The 18,187-nt window shown below is 73.1% G+C and carries 15 protein-coding genes; 7 read left to right on the top strand and 8 right to left on the bottom strand.

Translation table 11 applies throughout. The features are described from left to right. The coding region (locus VK611_07600; GenBank protein HMG41179.1) for a hypothetical protein at positions 1-423 on the top strand (423 nt) is incomplete at its 5' end. Next, the gene (locus VK611_07595; protein HMG41178.1) at positions 420-1,481 is read left to right on the top strand and encodes an acetate/propionate family kinase; all 1,062 of its coding nucleotides are present in this window, start codon (positions 420-422) and stop codon (positions 1,479-1,481) included. The genes VK611_07600 and VK611_07595, both read left to right, overlap by 4 nt. Before the next feature lie 327 nt (positions 1,482-1,808). Here the strand turns inward: VK611_07595 and VK611_07590 are convergent, their stop codons facing one another. From VK611_07590 to VK611_07570, 5 genes are all read right to left on the bottom strand, one after another. Further along, positions 1,809-3,113, bottom strand: coding sequence for a DUF222 domain-containing protein (locus tag VK611_07590; protein HMG41177.1), 1,305 nt, complete (start codon positions 3,111-3,113; stop codon positions 1,809-1,811). 319 nt (positions 3,114-3,432) lie between these two features. Next, positions 3,433-3,885, bottom strand: coding sequence for a hypothetical protein (locus VK611_07585; protein ID HMG41176.1), 453 nt, complete (start codon positions 3,883-3,885; stop codon positions 3,433-3,435). Next, entirely contained in the window at positions 3,882-4,688 is an 807-nt protein-coding gene (locus tag VK611_07580) for an alpha/beta fold hydrolase (protein HMG41175.1), read from the bottom strand. Before VK611_07580 ends, VK611_07585 begins: the two co-directional genes overlap by 4 nt. A gap of 15 nt (positions 4,689-4,703) precedes the next feature. Next, a complete protein-coding gene (locus tag VK611_07575) occupies positions 4,704-5,750 on the bottom strand; it encodes a TauD/TfdA family dioxygenase (protein HMG41174.1) in 1,047 nt (348 codons plus the stop codon). Then, on the bottom strand, positions 5,747-7,471 hold the full coding sequence (locus VK611_07570) for an amidohydrolase family protein (protein HMG41173.1): 1,725 nt from the start codon (positions 7,469-7,471) through the stop codon (positions 5,747-5,749). Before VK611_07570 ends, VK611_07575 begins: the two co-directional genes overlap by 4 nt. Positions 7,472-7,511: 40 nt before the next feature. Between VK611_07570 and VK611_07565 the strand changes: the two genes are divergently transcribed. From VK611_07565 to VK611_07555, 3 genes are all read left to right on the top strand, one after another. Continuing rightward, positions 7,512-8,174 (top strand): helix-turn-helix domain-containing protein, encoded by a 663-nt coding sequence (locus tag VK611_07565; GenBank protein ID HMG41172.1) that lies wholly within the window; start codon positions 7,512-7,514, stop codon positions 8,172-8,174. Beyond that, positions 8,171-9,055, top strand: coding sequence for a hypothetical protein (locus VK611_07560; protein ID HMG41171.1), 885 nt, complete (start codon positions 8,171-8,173; stop codon positions 9,053-9,055). The genes VK611_07565 and VK611_07560 overlap by 4 nt, the downstream gene beginning before the upstream one ends. A gap of 431 nt (positions 9,056-9,486) precedes the next feature. Then, positions 9,487-9,867: an RNHCP domain-containing protein gene (locus tag VK611_07555; protein ID HMG41170.1), complete on the top strand. Its 381-nt coding sequence runs from the start codon at positions 9,487-9,489 to the stop codon at positions 9,865-9,867. Here the strand turns inward: VK611_07555 and VK611_07550 are convergent. Further along, positions 9,815-12,145 carry a germacradienol/geosmin synthase gene (locus VK611_07550; protein ID HMG41169.1) on the bottom strand — a complete coding sequence of 777 codons (2,331 nt, stop codon included), beginning with the start codon at positions 12,143-12,145 and terminating at the stop codon, positions 9,815-9,817. The two genes, VK611_07555 and VK611_07550, sit on opposite strands and share 53 nt — an antisense overlap. Positions 12,146-12,221: 76 nt before the next feature. Continuing rightward, the gene (locus VK611_07545; GenBank protein ID HMG41168.1) at positions 12,222-13,172 is read right to left on the bottom strand and encodes a YafY family protein; all 951 of its coding nucleotides are present in this window, start codon (positions 13,170-13,172) and stop codon (positions 12,222-12,224) included. A 64-nt stretch (positions 13,173-13,236) separates the two neighbouring features. Here VK611_07545 and VK611_07540 point away from each other — a divergent pair, with 64 nt between their 5' ends. Then, a complete protein-coding gene (locus VK611_07540) occupies positions 13,237-14,385 on the top strand; it encodes an epoxide hydrolase (GenBank protein ID HMG41167.1) in 1,149 nt (382 codons plus the stop codon). A gap of 146 nt (positions 14,386-14,531) precedes the next feature. Here VK611_07540 and VK611_07535 read toward each other — a convergent pair whose 3' ends face one another. Then, the gene (locus tag VK611_07535; protein HMG41166.1) at positions 14,532-17,663 is read right to left on the bottom strand and encodes a BTAD domain-containing putative transcriptional regulator; all 3,132 of its coding nucleotides are present in this window, start codon (positions 17,661-17,663) and stop codon (positions 14,532-14,534) included. A 251-nt stretch (positions 17,664-17,914) separates the two neighbouring features. Here VK611_07535 and VK611_07530 point away from each other — a divergent pair. Then, the coding region (locus VK611_07530) for a hypothetical protein (GenBank protein ID HMG41165.1) at positions 17,915-18,187 on the top strand (273 nt) is incomplete at its 3' end.

Genomic DNA, 18,187 nt, shown 5'->3' with positions numbered 1-18,187 from the left:
CGGGTGCGGGTGGTGAACGTCGTCGACCTCATGCGGCTGCAGCCGCCGTCGGAGCACCCGCACGGCCTGCCCGACGCCGAGTTCGACGCCCTGTTCACCACCGACCGGCCGGTGATCTTCGCCTACCACGGCTACCCGTGGCTCATCCACCGGCTGGCGTACCGGCGTGCCAACCACGACAACCTCCACGTGCGGGGCTACAAGGAGGAGGGCACGACCACCACGCCGTTCGACATGGCGGTGCGCAACGACATCGACCGGTTCCACCTGGTGATGGACGTGATCGACCGGGTGCCGGGGTTGGGTGAGTCGTCGGCGGTGGTACGCCAACGTATGGTCGACCAGCGCAACGCCCAACGTGTGTGGGCCTACGCCCACGGCGAGGACCCGCCGGAGATCCGCGACTGGGCCTGGCCGGGGTGAGGGTCCTCGTCGTCAACACCGGGTCGTCGAGCCTGAAGCTGTCGGTGCTGGACTCCGGCTCCGACGCCACGGTCGCCTCGCGGCACGTGGAGTCGTGGGCCGGGTTGGACGCCTCGCCGGTCGCGGCGCTGCTGGCCGACAGCGGGCCGGTCGACGCGGTCGGCCATCGGGTGGTGCACGGGGGCGTCGAGCTGCGGTCGGCGGTGGTGATCGACGACGCGGTGGTGGAGCGGATCGAGGCCGTGACCCCGCTCGCCCCGCTGCACCAACCCCGGGCGCTGGCCGGGATCGCGGTGGCCCGGCGGGCGGCGCCGGAGCTGCCCCACGTCGCCTGCTTCGACACCGCCTACCACGCGACCCTGCCGGAGGCGGCCGCCACCTACGCCCTGCCGGCAGCGTGGCGGGAGCGCTGGCCGCTACGGCGGTTCGGGTTCCACGGCCTGTCCCACGCCTACGCCGCCCGGCAGGCCGCGGAACTGGTGGGAGCGCGCCGGGTCGTCACCTGCCACCTGGGCGCCGGCGCCTCGCTGTGCGCCTCGCTCGACGGGCGGTCGGTCGACACGACGATGGGCTTCACGCCGCTGGAGGGCCTGGTGATGGCCACCCGCTCGGGGACGGTCGACCCGGGCCTGGTGCTGTGGCTGATCACCGAGGCCGGCCTGGCGCCCGACGCCGTCCGCCACGCCCTGGAGCACGACAGCGGGGTGCTGGGCCTCGCCGGCACGTCCGACATGCGCGAGGTGGTGGCGGAGGGCGGCCTGGCGTTCGACGTCTACGTCCACACCCTGGTCCGCCACATCGGCGCCATGGCCGCCTCCCTCGACGGCCTCGACGCCCTGGTCTTCACCGCCGGCGTCGGCGAGAACTCCCCCGAGGTCCGCGCCGCCACCACCGCCCGCCTGACCCACCTCGGCGTCTCCGTCGACCCCACCCGCAACGAATCTCCCGCCTACGCCGACGTCAGCGGGCAGGCCGCCAAGGTTGCGACCCTCGTCGTTCAGGCCCGCGAGGACCTGGAGATCGGGCGTCAGGTTGCCGGCGTGCTCCCCCCGGGGTGATGGAGTCCGGTCGGTCGGGGCGAGCGAGTCGCGCTGTCGGCGCCGCGGTCATCTGTAGGGCGTCGTCGTTGGGGGCGGGAGCGACCGTCGGGGAACGCCGCGTCGGCGAGCTGTCCGTGACAGTAGGCGAGGCCCTCGCGGATGATCGGGTGCCAGGCCGCGTCGAAGGTGTCGAGGTTGACGTCGAAGCCCGACCGCGAACTCGTGACCGGTGTGCGACGCCACGGGGACGATCGCTGATACGGGACGGGTCAGGTCAGGTCGTCGGCAGCGACGTAGCGGTCATTGGGCGTCCCCGGCAGCATCACCTGCCCGGCCAGCCGCAGGTCATGCCGATCGGGGGAGCCAGACAGCGGACGAGTCGAGGTGCTCGCCAGTCGGGTGCTGCCACTCGCCGCTCGGGGGCGGATCGGCCGGAGGTGCCGGACGAGGACCGCTCGGGATCTCGGCGCCGAACCGGTCGGTGAAGGTGAGACCGTCGGCCACGTTCGGGTCTCCGCTGATCGAGAACTGCCCCTGATGGAGTAACCGGTGGTGCAAGGCGCACAAGGCCACGAGGTTGTGGGTTTCGGTAGGACCGTCGTCACGCCAGTGCACGATGTGGTGCACCACGAGCCAGCGGACGCCGTTGCAGCCGGCGTAGCGACAGCCGCCGTCGCGGTCCTCGATGACCCGCCGAAGGGAGTCCGGCACCGTGCGGTACTTGTGGCCCTCGTTGACCGGCACCCCCGCCTGCTCGATGAGCAGGCGGACCGAGGCGTCGCACGACATCGCCCGCGCCATCGTCGGGCTGATCGCCGGGCCGACGTGGAGCGACGCCAGCTGGCCGGACGTGGTCGAGTCGAGGTCCTCACCTCGGAGATGCAGCATCACCTGGTAGCGATCACGAGCCGGGCGAGCCGCCGCGTCGACCCCGAGGGAGGCGTCGGCGAGGCGGACCAGCGCATCGGCCCAAGTGACGGGCGAGTCCTCGGCAGGGACGTCCGGCACCCCGCGGCGCTCGTTGAACAGGATCGCCCGTGACGCCTCCAGGGCCTGCTTCACGATCGCACCGTCGTCGGACGGCAGGCAGAACGAACCACGGAGGTTGCCGTCGTCGTCCCAACCGAAGGTGAACGATCGCCGCCGAGCCTCGATGGGATCGGGAGCCGGCGTGGGCACGGGTGCCTCGTCGTCATTCACCTCGTCGTCGACACGATCATCGAAACGATACGTGCGGGCCACGCGGGCGATCTGGTTCGGAGTGGCGTGCTCGGCCAGCTTGCCGATAGACGCGTCGTAGGCGGCAGGGACATGACGAGCGATCGGACGCACCTGGTCCTCCGACAATCGTCCCTCACGGAATCGGCTCACGGTCTCGGGCAACTCGTCGCGCCTCCGGGCCAGGTCGCACAAACCGCGGGCGCGGCCCGGCGACAACCCGCAGTGCACGGCCACCCAGTGCTCTATGGACACGTAGCCTTGGCCCGACCAGTTGTCGGCGGCGATCACCTCGGCGATCACGTCGACCAGTGCCGCCGTCGCCACGTTGAGGGTGCCGCACAGCTCGGCCACCTGGGCCTCGAACGACGGCGTCTCCTCGGCGTCGACTTCGGTTTCATCCTCTGCTTCGACTTCGCTCACTACGAACATGTGTTCGATTGTAGACGCGAGGTGTGTCAATCAAGCCCGGGGCTCGAGCCGTTCTCCGCGAAGAGATTGGTGAGGAGGGTGGTGAAGGCCTCGGGTTTGGTCGAGGTTGGAGAGGTGGCCGGCCTGGTCGAGGATCTCGAGGTGGCTGGTAGGGATGCCGGCGAGGAGCGGCCAGCACCAGGGTGTCGACCAGGTCGGGAGCGTCCAACGCAACGTGCAGGGCGATCATCCCGCCCATCTACAGCCCGACGACGTTGGCCCGCCTGGTCCGCCACATCGGTCTTCACCGCCAGAGAAGACGTAGAGATCACCCGCCAGGTCACCGAGCTCCTCGACTCCCTGGCTTGACCCGGGTGCCAGCCAGCAGGGCGACCGACGCGAGGAGCACGAACACGAGCACGACGACGTTCTGGACGTCCTCGGCGTTGCTGAGTCCGGGGGCCGGGTTGAACGCGTGGTAGGCGGCATGGGGGACGGAGAAGGTGGCGAAGGCCAGCAGCCCCAGCCGCACCGACCGCGTGTCCCCGAGCCACGCTGCCGCCACCAGCACGACGCCCGACGCCAGGAGGCCGGCGCCGGCATCGGTGGCGAGGTGGGCGTTGTAGGGCGGCTCGGCGGCCACCAGCCGCGGGTCCCAGCCGGGGAAGCTGTCGAACCAGCTCTCCGGCGCGGCGACGGCCCACATCCCGGCCAGCACGTTCGGCAGGCCCAGCGCCAGGAGGCCGAGGCGCACCCAGGTGGCGACGACCGGGTGGGTCGACTCGGATGTCATCCGATTGCTCCCTTGTGGTCGGTGAAGAACTTCGTGAGCTGAGTGGTGAAGGCCTCGGGTTGGTCGAGGTTGGAGAGGTGGCCGGCGTCGTCGAGGATCTCGAGGTGGCAGGTGGGGATGCCGGCGAGGAGCGGGGGCGAGAGGGTGTCGACGGGGACGAGCAGGTCCTCGCGGCCCCACAGCAGGAGCGTGGGCGCGGTGATGTCGCCGAGGCGGGCGGTGGTGTCGTGGTCGGCGACGGCGATCGCCGCCCGGTACCAGGCGTCGGGGTCGGTGCCCTCGGTCTCCCGCTGGTTGTCGCGCACCACCTCGGGACGGTCGTGCAGCACCTGCTGGCTCCACGCCGGCGAGAACTCGGGGACGACGCCGTGTGAGTCGGTGTGGCCGTCGTCGCGCACGGTCTGCGCGTACGACTTGAAGGCGTCGACCAGGATCGCCGGCATCGCCGCCGCCGTGTCGGCCAGAACCAGCGTGTCGACCAGGTCCGGAGCGTCCAGCGCGACGTGCTGGGCGATCATCCCGCCCATCGACAGCCCGACCACGTGGGCCCGCTCGATGTCCAGCGCCGCGCACACCCGCACGACGTCGGCCGCGAACAGCGGCGTCGAGTAGGCGCTCGTCGTCGCCTCGGAGCGCCCGTGGCCCCGGTGCTCCACGACCACGCAGCGGTAGCGGTCGCGCAGCCCGTCGAGCTGCGGCGCCCAGTCGCGCCAGCAGCCGCCGAGCCCGTGCAGGAAGACGATGGCCTCACCCGAGCCCTCGTCGAGGACGTTGAGTCGCACCCCGTCGATGTCGTGCCGCATGCCCCTCTGTCTAGGTCAGATGTCGAGCTCGCTCTTGGTGCGGCCCTTGCTGGCCCAGTAGCCGTCGGTGCGGCCGAGGCGGAAGCGCTCGGGCTTCTCGGCGTCGGCCAGCACCTCGGTCTCCAGCCACAGCCGCTTGAGGTGCCGGATGCGACCCGCCGGGCGGTCGTCGGTGTAGCCCTCCCGGGCGTGGAGCACGTGGTAGTTGTTGACGAACTGCATGTCGCCGGGCTCCATCCGCATCGACAGCCGGTAGGCGGGGTCGGCGCACATGGCGTCGAGGCGGTCCATGGCCTCCACCGCCAGCTCCGACGGCCGGGGTGCGTCGGCATGGCGGCGCGACGACGAGATGTACGGCCGGATGTAGCGCACGAACAGCCGGTCGCCCCGCCGGCTGAACACCGGCATCAGGTACCAGCTGCGGGCCCCGGGGGCCTGCTCGCCCCGTAGGTCGTAGGGCAGCGGCTCGTACAGCGCGGCGGCCATCTCGGGGTCGTCGGACACGAGGTCGTTGTGGATGGTGACGGCGTTGGCGACGAGGCTGGCGCCGCCGCTCGCCCCGGCGTCGAGGCAGAAGAGCCCGACGAGGTCGGACCCGTCGGAGTGGAACGGGAAGGGGACGCCGCCGATCTCGTTGCCCCGGGCCGTGGGGTCGTCGGGTGTCCGGCCCTGGTCGGTCACGTCGCCGAGCAGGTGGCCCTTGGCGTTCTGCGGCCACGGGCGCCCGAGGTGCTGGCCGATCCCCCAGTAGACGGCCGACGCCCGGGCCTTCCCGTACTGCCCCACCGGCACGCCCCGGATGAGGACGACGCCCCGCCCGTCGATCAGCTCCTGCGCGACGTCGGCCAGCGCCGGACCGAGGGTGGGGAGCGGGAACAGCTCGCGGGTGATGTCGAGCACGTCGTCGGTGGCGGCCTCGGCGGCCCGGAGCGCGGCGTCGAGGTCGGCCAGGTGGGCGTCGGTGAGGTGGAACACGTAGTCGTCGCCCACGTCGCCGGCCCGCCAGGCGCAGGTCTCCTCCAGAGGCTCGAGTTCGCCCGGATCGACGCTGGTCACGCTCATCGTGGTCCCCGCACCAGGCGACCCGGCAGCGGCCCGGTCGCCTCGCCGTTCTCGTAGGTGACCTGCCCGGCGACGACCGTGGCCACGTAGCCGTCGGCCCCTTGCACCAGGCGCCGCCCACCGGCCGGCAGGTCGTGGCGCATCTCCGGTCGCCGGGCGGTCAGCCGCTCGAAGTCGACCAGGTTGACGTCGGCCCGGTAGCCGGGAGCGAGGACGCCCCGGTCGAGCAGGCCGACCGTGCGGGCGGTGTCCCGGGTGTGCTGGCGCACCAGGTACGGCAGCTCCAGCCGCTGGCGCTCCCGGTCGCGCCCCCACAGGGCCAGCAGCGTGGTGGGGAAGCTGGCGTCGCAGATCGAGCCGAGGTGGGCGCCGCCGTCGGCCAGGCCGGGCACGGTGTGCGGGTGGGCCAGCATCTCGCCCACGGCGTCGAGGTTGCCGTCGACCCAGTTGAGCAGCGGCAGGTACAGGAACGCCCGACCGCCGTCGCCCAGCAGCAGGTCGTAGGCCAGGTCGAGGGGATCGCGCCCGGCCCGCTCGGCCTGGGCAGCGATGCTCGCGGCGGGGTCGGGCTCGTAGTCGGGCGGGTCGCCCAGCTCGAACAGCCGGTCGAAGGCCCCGAGGAGCCGGCCGCCGATCTTGCCCTCCACCCGGGCCCGCTCGTCGGACGCCCGGGCCTCCGCCAGCACCCGCGCCTTGAACGCCGGGTCCGACAGCACCGCCACCCGCTCGGCCAGCGGCCGGTCGGCGACCTCCTGGTACACCGGGTTGGTGAGCAGCGGGTGCAGGGTGCAGTCGAGGCCGAGCAGCAGGCCGACGGCCCGGGTCGCCACCTGGGCGGCCATCGTCACGCCCTCGGCGTTGGCGGCGGTCAGCAGCTCCAGCAGGTGGCGCCAGTACCCGCCGCCGCGGGCCTGCACCAGCGAGAACGACAGTGGCCGCCCCGACTCCGAGGCCATGCGGCGGAAGATGCCGAACTCGGCGTCGGCGTCGGTGAAGTCGGACACCACCTGCAGCACGCCCCGCCCGGTCGCCCCGATGGCCCGGGCGATGCCGACCAGCTCGTCGGCGCCGGCGGTGAGCGTGGGGGTCGGTTCGCCCCGCGACGTGCGGTGGTTGAGGGTGCGGGAGGTGGTGAAGCCCAGCGCCCCGGCCTCCACGGCCTCGGCGGCGATGGCGGCCATCGCTGCGATGTCGTCGGCGGTCGCGGGCTCCCGGGCGGCGCCCCGCTCCCCCATCACGTGCAGGCGCAGGGCGCCGTGGGGCAGCTGCAGCGCCACGTCGACGTCGAAGGGCCGCCGGTCGAGGACGTCCATGAACTCGGGGAACGACTGCCACTCCCACGTCAGTCCCTCGTCGAGCACCGCGCCGGGGATGTCCTCGACGCCCTCCATCAGCTCGATGAGCCGGGCGTGGTCCGACGGGCGCACCGGGGCGAAGCCGACCCCGCAGTTGCCGACGACCACGGTGGTCACGCCGTGCCACGACGACGGGATCATCCGCTCGCCCCAGGACGCCTGGCCGTCGTAGTGGGCGTGGATGTCGACGAAGCCGGGCGTGACCAGCAGGCCGTCGGCGTCGAGGGTGCGAACCGCCCGGCCGTCCAACCCCGGCCCGACGTCGACGACGACGCCGTCGCGCACCGCCACGTCCGCGGTCCGGGCCGGGGCGCCGGTGCCGTCGAGCACCGTGCCACCCCGCACGAGCAGGTCGTAGTCGCTCATGAGGTCCCTCCCGTTCTCTCTCGCACCCTAGAATCGAACAGTGTTCAAATCAACCGGCGCCCGCAAGCCCACCAAGTGGGGCGACCGGGCGCAGCGTCGGACCGACATCCTCGACGCCGCCCGCACCCGAATCGCCGAGCACGGCTACCTCGCCCTGAACATGCGTGACCTGGCGGCCGACGCCGGCGTGAGCCCCGCCACCCTCTACTCCTACTTCGCCACCAAGGAGGAGCTCTTCGCCACCCTCTACGCCGAGGCGATCCGACAGCACACCGAGGCGTTCCGGCCGCTCGCCGACGGCAACCACCGCCTCGCACCGCTGCTGGCGAAGGTGCTGGAGGGCTACCTCGACCTCTGGCGCACCTACGGCCGGCACTTCACGCTGTGGTCGGCGATCCGCCGCGACGTCGACCCCGAGCAGGGCCCCTTCCCCCGGGAACTGATCGACGAGCTGCGCAGCGCCACCGTCGCCCACAACAAGGTGCTGATGGAGAGCGTGCGGGAGGCGGCGGCGCGCGACGACCGGCGTGTCGTGGACGCGAAGCTGGTGCCCGCGTTCCTGTGGGCGACACTCAACGGCCTCGCCGACCACGTCGTCAGCGAGCGGCGGGGACTCGACCCGTTCCCGGCCCGCCGCCTGATCGACTTCGCGGGCCGTCGCCTGGCTGTCGCCATCACCGAGGAGATCGAGGAGACCGAGTGACCGAAGCGAAGAGCAGCGGGCGCCGCCGGCGGGTGGTGTGGGTGGGAGCAGGTGCGGCGGTCGTGGTCGTCGCGGCGGCGGCCTTCGTCGTGACCCAGGGCGGTGGGGGTGGTGGCGACGGCGGCGGCGACGGCTGCCTCTCCGGCCTGGCCGGCAACGTCCCCGTCGACGCCGGCGTCCTCTCCGGCTCCGACCTCGACCGTGCCCGGGATGCCGGCCTCGACATCGACGGCTCCGCCGAGGACGCCGGCAAGGCCGTCTTCGACACCGGCGTCCAACTCGACCCGTTGAGCCAGCGGCGGATCCAGGTCTTCGACAGCTCGACGGAGAGCACCGGCTACGCCGTCGGCGACGTCGAGTGCTGGGTCGGCGAGGGTGCCCAGGAGTTCGTCGCCCACGGGTCCTTCGACGCCGAGGCGATCACGACCAGCGACGCCGGCGGGGGCGTGACCGTCGTCCGTGGCGACGTCCTCGCCCTCGACACCGACGACCCGCCCACCGCGCTGTTCGACGCCCCGTCGGACGGGACGCCGCGAGCGGAGCTGGTGGAGGCCTTCGACCGGCACGGCGCCGTCACCTTCGCCGGCATCGGCGTCGACGACGGCGACGACGCCCCCTGGGCCGGGATCGGCCTGGCCAAGGGCGACGTCTGGGAGCTGCTCGTCGTGTGGGCGTTCCCCAGCGACGACGCCGCGGAGGCCAGCGTGGGCCGGGTGCTCAACGCCGTGCACGAAGGTCAGGTGCCGGCGATGGTCTCCGGCGACGTCGACGACGAGCTGCGCCGTGACGGTGCCGCCCTGTGGCTGCGGGTCCCGCTCAAGGACGACATCTCCCGATGGAACACGCCCCTCCAGATGTTCGACCCGATGTTCGGCGGGTGAACGGGTGGACGGTCACCTCGAACAGGTGGCCGTCGGGGCTGGTGAAGTACACCCGACCCTCCGAACCCAGCGGATCGTGGGTCAGGCCGTTGTCGATCGCCTCGGGACCGTTGCCGAACGGGACGTTGAGCCCGCGCAGCCGCTCGACCACGTGGTCGATCCGGACGGTCACGGCTCCGAGCATGGCGAGTAATTCGGTTGCCGCATGACGACGGGGCATGGGACCGTGTCGCCGACCTACGAAGCAACGGACGAAGGACGGTGACGGGGCATGCAGACAACCACGCAGGGCACGGCTGCACGCGTCCCGACGGACCGTCCGGCTCCCGCCTCCGGCTGACACTGACAGCCAGCTAGGCGAGTCGAGCCAACGAGACGGTCCCGGGACGCGCTGCCCGGTCCGTATCCATGTTGTCTCCGGAGGTTCTCCCTTGTCGCGCGACCAGCGCAACCGTCCTCGACGCCGCCAGGGCATGTCGAGGACGTCGTTCCGGTGCCGCAACTGCGGGCTCGACGTATCGGTCGACGCCCCGGGCACGGCACACCGAAACCACTGCCCCAACTGCCTGTGGAGCCGTCACGTCGACGACTCCCCGGGCGACCGGGCAGCCGACTGCGGTTCCTCGATGGAGCCCATCGCCGTCTGCGTGCGAGGCACCGGCGAGTGGGTGCTCGTCCATCGCTGCACCGCCTGCGACACCCTGCACCTCAACCGCACCGCGGGCGACGACAACCCGTTGCCCCTGGTGCGCATCGCGGTCAAGCCCCTGGCCCAACCGCCGTTCCCCTTGGAATGGCTCGGCCGCCTCTGACCGAGGACCGAGGTGCCTCCGCCGCCCGCCTCCCTCTGCGGGCGGCGGAGGTGCCGAGGCCAGTGGGGGTGAAGAGGAGGGTGTTGGCGCCGGGGGGTGGGGTGCGATGGTGGCGGCGGAGCTCGGCGTCCGCGTAGCGGGCACAGCGGCGATGCCACTCGAGGATGCCGGACATCCACTCCTTCAGGGCGTCGGCCTGGCGGGTGAGGGTGGCCCGGACCGGCGCAGCAAGTCCGAGCTCGTCGCACAGTGCCGGCAGCCCGACGCTCACCAGCTGCTCGAACTGCCGCATGCGCTCGGTCATCAGGTCGGCCACCACGTCGCGGGCCGCCAGCCGGTCGAGCCCCAGGAAGTTCTCCACGATCAGCACCAGGTTGTGCACGTCGCCCTCGAACTCGACCTCCTTCTGGTAGGAGACCAGGTCGTTGACGAAGCAGGCGTAGTCCTGGGCGGCGGTCTCCAGCTCGCGCACGACGCGGGTCTCGTAGATCTCCGGCGGCACGACGGCGTCGGCGCCGTCGGCCCGCGAGAGCCGGGCGAAGCTGATGTGCATGTCGGACCCGAACGTCTTGCGGCGCATCTCGATGTAGTCGACCGGGTCGGGGATGCGGTTCAGCGCCTGGTTGCCCAACTCCCACAGCCAGCTGGCGGTCATGTCCTCGACGGCGGCCCGGAACTGCTCCCGATCGTGCGACGCCAGCGACCCGACCGTGCGCCGCCACAGGTCGGCCAGGCCCCGCTCGACGGGGTTGGTGGGCACCGGCGTCGGCGCAGCCGGATCGAGCGGCATGAAAAGGGACAGCCGCTCGTTGAGGAGCTTGGCCCCGAGCAGGTTGCGGCTGGCCCCGAGCACCAGGGGGAAGAAGTCGTCGCCGTAGGTGCCCCAGGCGAGCCAGTCGGACTCGACGTCGAGCTGCTCGGGCGTCGCGTCGGCGTGGATCATGGCGGCGCAGTGCGGGAAGTCGAAGCCCCGGAACCGCCGCTCGTCCCACAGGCCACCGGCCTCCAGCCCGGGCACGGAGTCGAAGAAGCCCATGCTCCGGGCCCAATCGACGGCGTGGACCCGTGCGCGGTCGAGGTGCGGGCTGGTGCGCACCGGGAACGGCATGTAGAGGTCGGGCAGCGGGAGGTGCCCCACCGGACGGAACAGCGCCTGCCCGTGTTGCACGGTCCGACGCTGCAGGCCCCGGCCCACGGTGCCCAGCGCCCGGCGGACGCCCTCGGTGCCCAGCCCCGTCGGCCCCCGGAGCCGACCGCCGGGCCCGTGCGAGGCCTCGTTCATGTAGCGGCTCGACCGGTCGTGCCACTCGTGGCCGCCGGCCTGCCAGTCCTGCAGGCCCTTCACGTAGGCGACCACCCGGGCCTGCTCGTGGGGCGGGACGGCGTGCTCCGCCAGCAGGGCCGGCACCTCCACCAGCGCGGTGTCCTCGAACTGGAGCAGCCGTGAGGTGAGCAGCTCGTTGACGGCCTCGGCCGCCTCCTGGGTGGACGTGTCGAAGAAGTGCTCGAACACCAGCACGGCGTTGGAGTTCTCGCCCTCCTCCTGCACCTCGCGCTGGTAGGAGAAGAGGTCGTTGCGGAGGTGCACGGCGTCGGCGAACGTGTCGGTGAGCACCCGCAGCGGCCGGGAGCCGGTGAGCACGGGCGGGATCTCGGCGTCGGCCGCCACCTCCACCAGGTTGGCCGACCAGGGCGCGCCGCCCACCCGACGCCGCATCTGGATGTACTCGATGGGGTTGGCGATGCGGCCCCGGTCGATGTTCTCGAGCTCCCACATCGACTCGACCATGAGGTTGTGGGTGCTGGTGACGAAGCGGCGCCGCCACTCGGGCGACATGGCCGGCACGGTGCGCGCCCACAGGTCCTTCAGGCCCGCTTCGGCGGGGTTCCGGGGCTCGGGCGACTCCTCGCCGTCGTCCACCATGAACCGCTCGAGCCGGTCGAGGTAGAGGCGCGCACCCGCATGGTCGCGGGAGTACTTGAACAGCTCCAGGAAGTGGTCGTCGAAGAAGAAAACCCACACGTACCAGTCGGTGACCAGGTCGAGGGTCGGACCGTCGCAGTCGGGGTGCGTGTAGGCGCACATCAGGGCGTAGTCCATCTCGGCCAGGGCGGCCTCGTCCCACACGACACCGCCGCCCGGCTTGGCGGCGTCGAGCATCCCCATCCGCTGCGCCCACTCGGCGCTGTGCCGCCGGGAGCGTTCGAGGTGAGGGTTGAGCCGAGCCGGATACGGCAGGTAGAAGTCGGGCAACCGGAACGCCTGGATCGCACCCATGGTGATGACAGTGACACTCTGGGTGCCCGGCCGCAACACGATCCCGGCACCAATTCCGAGGGGTTTCCGGCGGCAGCTAGGAGACCGCCCGGGCGCAGCGGTCGGCCAGGGCGGCGACGGCGGCGACGAGCTCCGGCGGGTCGGTGACCGTGAAGTCGATGCCGATCGAGGTGACCAACCAGGCCAGGTTGTGGGGCGACTCGCCGCCGAGGTGGAGCAGGCAGGACGAGTCGTCGACGGCCTCGACGGCGCCCATCCCCGGCCACAGGCACTCCGACACGACGTCGGCCGGGGCGTGCATCGTGACCACCGTGCGCCACGGCCACGTGCGGGCCGACAGCTGCCGGGACAGGTAGGTGGTGACGTCGCCGTCGGGCGGTTCCCGCGGCTCGAACGAGGGCCCGGTGACCCGCCGGGGCGTCAGGCGGTCGACCCGGAAGGAGCGCCAGTCGGACCGGTCGACGTCCCACGCCACCAGGTACCAGCGCCGCCCCCAGCTCACCAGCGAGTGCGGCTCGACCAGCCGCCGCGACTCCCGACCGTCGGCGGCCGTGTAGTCGAAGCGCAGCCGCTCGTGGCGCCGGCACGTCTCGGCGATCTGCAGCAGCGTGGCCGCGTCGATCGCCGTCGCCGGCATGTCGACCCGCACGGTGGCGCCGGCCACGGTGTTCACCCGGTGCCGCAGGCGCGCCGGCAGCACCTGCTCCAGCTTGGCGAGCGCCCGCAGCGATGTCTCGGCGATGCCGCGGACGGTGCCGCCCGCGGCGCTCGCGAGCCCGACGGCCACGGCGACCGCCTCGTCGTCGTCGAGCAGCAGCGGCGGCATGTTGGCGCCCGCCCCCAGCCGGTAGCCGGCGGTGCCCCGGGTGGCGTCGACCGGGTAGCCGAGCTCCCGCAGGCGGTCGACGTCGCGGCGCACCGTGCGGGTGGTGACACCCAGCCGGTCGGCCAGCTCGCCGCCGGTCCAGTCGGGGCGGGCCTGCAGCAACGACAGCAGGCGGAGCAGCCGGGCGGAGGTCTCGAGCATGCCGCCAACCTTGCCAGACCATTAGGACCGAAGCTGTCCTAATGGCCGTCGTACCGTGCCATCCATGAGCACCGACGACGAGATCCAGCCCTTCCGCATCGACATCCCCCAGGCCCAGCTCGACGACCTGAAGGCCCGGCTCGCCGACACCCGCTGGCCCGACGAGCTGCCCGACGTGGGCTGGTCGTACGGCGTGCCCACCAGCTACCTGAAGGGCCTCGCCGACCACTGGGCGACCGCCTACGACTGGCGCAAGCAGGAGGCCCGGCTCAACGAGCACCCCCAGTTCGTCACCGAGATCGAGGGCCAGCGGGTGCACTTCCTGCACGTGCGGTCGCCCGAGCCGACCGCCCTGCCACTGGTGCTGCTCCACGGCTGGCCCGGCTCGATCGTCGAGTTCCTCGAGCTGATCGGCCCGCTCTCCGATCCGGCCGCCCACGGCGGCGACCCGGCCGACGCCTTCCACCTGGTGATCCCGTCGCTGCCCGGCTTCGGCTTCTCCGGTCCGACCCGCCGGGCCGGTGCCACCGAGCGGTTCGCCGAGGTGATCGCCGGGCTCATGGCCCGCCTCGGCTACGACCGCTACGGCGCCCAGGGCGGCGACGTCGGCGCCTGGGTGGCGCCCGACCTGGGCCGCATCGACACCGAGCACGTCGCCGGCGTCCACGTCAACAACCTCCTCACGTTCCCGGCCTGGGACGGCAGCGACGACGTGAGCAGCTACAACGACGCCGAGAGGGCCCGGCTCGAGCTGATGGAGGCGTGGAACAACGAGAAGTCGGGCTACGCCATCATCCAGTCGACCCGGCCGCAGACGCTGGCGTTCGGGCTGAACGACTCCCCCGCCGGCCAGCTCGCCTGGATCGTGGAGAAGTTCAAGGAGTGGACCGACCCGACCCGGGACCTGCCGGAGGACGCCGTCGACCGCGACCTCCTGCTCACCAACGTCAGCATCTACTGGCTGACGGCGACGGCGGGCTCGTCGGCCCGGCTCTACCGGGAGAGCGCCGACTGGGGCACGACCAAGCCGATCTCGGGCGTCCCGACCGGCGTGGCGGTCTTCCCCGGCGACGTGACGATCCGGAGCCTGGCCGAGAAGGAGCACGACGTCGTCCAGTGGACCGAGTTCGACCGGGGTGGCCACTTCGCCGCTCTGGAGGCCCCCGACCTGCTGCTCGCCGACGTCCGGGAGCTCTTCCGGAAGGTGCGCTGACCAGGGATGCAGTGACGTGGTGACGCCGTGCCGGAGTGCCCAACTAACAAGGCGGTGTTAGGGACAAGGACACTGCCGGCACGGCGTCACCCGATGAGAACAGGGCGCGTTGGGATCATGACGGTGTTTGCCCAACGAAATCTCGGTCAGATCCGGAGGGCGTCGACGCCGGCCGCGGCGGCCAGTTCCCGCAGCCGGCTCGCCCGGTCGGCGGCCACGAGGCCCAGGTCGACGAGGGCGGTGTCGTAGCGGTCGAGCGCCGCCCGCACGCCTCGGTCGTCGCGGCGGGCGACGTGCGCCGCCACGCTCACGTGGTGCCCCCGCTCCGACCAGATGTCGGCCTGCAGCGCCGCCGCCGCCAGCTCCTCCGCCTCGTCGGGCTCGCCCCGGGCCAGCAGCAGCTCGCCCGCCCGGCAGGCCATTGCCACCAGCCGCTGGCGGCGTTGCTCCACCTCCGGCAGCGCCCACTCCTCGCCGGCCAGCTCGGTCGGGTCGCCCCGCCACAGCGCGACTGCCGCCCGCATCGGCCCCAGCGCCAGGGACGGGGCGCCCCTGCGGTCGGCTGCGGTGGCCTCCGCGTGGTGGGCGTCGAAGTCCCACAGGTCGACGTGCAGGTGGTCGCCGCCCTCCAGCACCAGGCCGCCGCCGTGGGTGCGCACCAGGAACGAGGCGTCGCGGTCGACCCGGTCGGGCTCCAGCACCCGGAGCAGGTACGACAGGGTCACCCGCAGGTTGCGTGACTGGGCCTCGACGTCGAGCGTCGGCCACAGGTCGGCGGCCAGCCGCTCCCGGCTCACCGGCCGCTCCAACGCCAGGTGGGCCAGCAGCGACCGCACCCGCTCCCGCCGCCAGTCGGGCGAGTCGACCAGCCGGCCGTCGCGGCGCAGGTCGACCGGGCCGAGCAGCCGCAGCTCCAGGCGCCCGCTCGGCGGCACCGGCAAGCGGCCCAGCGCCGTGCGGGCCGACCGGGCCACCTCCGGCCGACCGCCGGGCGCGTCCTCCTCGGCCAGCCGCCGCACCACCGGCTGGGCGGCCGGCCACAGGGCGTCCATCAGGTCGTTCGCCGCCGCCTCGCCCTCCCGCAGCCCGGCGAGCGCCAGCTCCACCGCCCACACCAGCGGCAGGTGCGCCCGCACCGCCCCCGTCGACACCTCCCGCAGCACCGCCGCCGCCCGGGCGTCGGCCCGGGCGCCCGCCGCCACCCGCACCTCGACCAGCGCCCGGGCGAGGGCGTGGGCCTGGGCGAAGGCGGGGCCGAGGGGCGCGGCGTCCCACACGCCGCGCGTGGCCGGCACCAGCACGTACCAGAGCGCCAGGCTGCGCTGCTGCGGGGCGGCGGCGTGGCCCGGTCCCAGCAGCCCGAAGCGGTCGAAGTAGTCCTCCAGCAGGGCCGACGCGGCCGGCTCGTCGCCCCGGGCCACCAGCAGCGCCGCCTCGGCGACGGTCAGGTTCACGTCGACCAGCGGCACCTCCCGCGACGTGGCGCTGTGCCGGGCCCGCTCGAGGTAGGGCGCCGCCTCGTCGGGCCGGCCCACGAACGCCAGCGCCAGGCAACAGGTCGCCGACCCCAGCGCCTGGTAGTTGCCGTGCCCTGCCGCGGAGTAGCGCTCCACCAGCGGGCCGAACCGCTGCACCACCTCGTCGACCTGCCCCAGGAACCACCGCGCCTGCAGCCGGGCCGCCTCGAACAGCGGCGCGTGCAGCGGCGCCGACCCCTCCACCGCCCGGTCGGCCGCCACCAGGGCCTCCTCCGGCCGGCCGAGGTGGCTCCACGACAGCGACCGCACCCAGTCGACCAGGCGGGTCCACTGCCAGTTGAAGGCGCCCGCGGGGATGCGGTCGAGCTCGGCGAGGGTGCGCTCCGAGTCGTTGGCCAGGTCGGCCACCAGCGCCCGCCCGACGCAGGCCAGCGCCGCGGCCGGCTCGTAGCCCGACGCGTCCAGCTCGAACAGCCGCTGCGCCACCGCCACCATCCGCTCCGGCTGCTCCCACCACCAGGCCAGCTGGGCGAGCTGGGTGATGCAGGCCAGCTCGCCGGTCACGTCGCCCGTCTCCCGGAACCGCGCCATGGCCCGGGAGAACCCGGCCTCGGCGGCCTCGGGGTCCGACGGGATGCTCGCCACGGCCCCCAGCAGCTGGGCCACGGCTCCGGTGTGCCGCTCGGCGGGGAGGCGCTCCAGCCACGTGGCCACCACGTCGCCCGGCACCGGGGGGCGGGCCGCGCCGAGCGCCTCGACCACCACGCGGGTGACGTCGTCCCAGGCCGCGGCGTCGGCCAGCAGGGCGACGGCGGCCACGGTGTCGCCCTCGGACGCCAGCGCCAGCCCGGCACGCCGGCGCGCCGCGGCCACATCGTCGGGGTCGACGCCGTCGGCCAGGAAGCTGCGGTAGAGGGCATGGATCGACCAGGTGCCGCCCGCCGTCCGGCTGACGAGGGGGAGGTCGGCGGTGAGCCGGCCGACGTCGACGTCGCAGCCGAGCGCGGCCGCGGCCAGCTCGTCGTCGAAGTCGCCGAGCTGCGCCAGCAGGGCGAGCTGGTGGCGGTGGTCGACGGCCAGGCCCGACAGCACCTCCTCCCACACGTAGGCGTCCTCCACCTCGTCGGTGCCGCCGGCCGCCGACGCCGTCGCCGTCAGCTCGGCGAACGCCGGCCAGCCGCCGCAGCTGGCCAGCGGGCCCAGGGGGACGCCGCGGCGGACGGCGAACTCGGCCAGCTCCCCGTCGGTGAACGACAGCTCGGCCTCGCTCAGGCGCAGCACGTCGCCCTGCACCTCGGCCCGGGCCAGCGCCACCGGTGCGGCGCTGCGACCCGACAGCACCAGGTGGCCGTTGCGGGGCAGGCGGTCGAGCAGCGCCGCCAGCACCGCCGCGCCCGACGACTCGGGCGCCACCACGTGCACGTCATCGAGCAGCAGGGCGACGGCGCGGGGCGAGCGGTGCCACACGGCGTCGGCGATCACGTCGACCGCCTCGGGAGCGGTGCTGCCGGCGCCGGGCGGGTCGCAGCCGAGGGCGCGGCAGATGCCCGCCACCAGCGACGACGCCGCCGCGTCCTCGGGCCGGCAGGTCACCCACACGTCGTCGCCGACGGGGGCGAGGCGGTTGTCGTCCCAGGCCTGGGCCAGGAGCGTGGTCTTCCCGAACCCGGCCGGCGCGGCCACCACCACGACCGGGACCGTGAAGCGGCGCCGGAGTCCGTCGAGCAGCCGCGACCGCACCAGCAGCGCCCGCCCCCCGACGGGAGGCTCGTACCGGCCACGCCCGATGCCGGAGACCACGGCGCCAGGTTAGGAGTGCCCGCCGCCTCCGGAAGGTCGGCATGACGCTCCGTGCGGGCAGGACAGTCACCGATGGTGGTGGGAAACGTACTTTGCGTCCCTAGCCTCTCGGGGAGCGCGGGTTGGCGGGCATGACGGAGGAGGTCGGAAAGTTGACCAAGTTCCGGGTGACCGCCCTGATGACGGCCGTTGTGAGCGTGAGCATCTTCGCTCCCGCCTGGTCGTCGGCAGCATCAGCCCAGACACCGCCAGTGCCAGATCTGCCCGTCGACGTGCCGGTCCCCGACCTGCCGGTCGACGTGCCCGTGCCCGTCCCCGACCTGCCGGTTCCGGACCTCCCCGTGCCGGTCCCCGACCTGCCGGTCCCCGACCTGCCGGTTCCGGTCCCCGACCTCCCGGTTCCGGACCTCCCCGTGCCCGTCCCCGACCTCCCGGTCCCCGACCTGCCCGTGCCCGTCCCCGACCTCCCGGTCCCCGACCTCCCGGTCCCCGACCTGCCCGTGCCCGTCCCGGACCTCCCGGTC

It is taken from the genome of Acidimicrobiales bacterium (genome assembly GCA_035316325.1).
Lineage (GTDB): Bacteria > Actinomycetota > Acidimicrobiia > Acidimicrobiales > VFJN01 > DASXTK01.
Note: the sequence above shows the minus strand (reverse complement) of the source record. Positions and strands in the feature narration are given on the sequence as shown.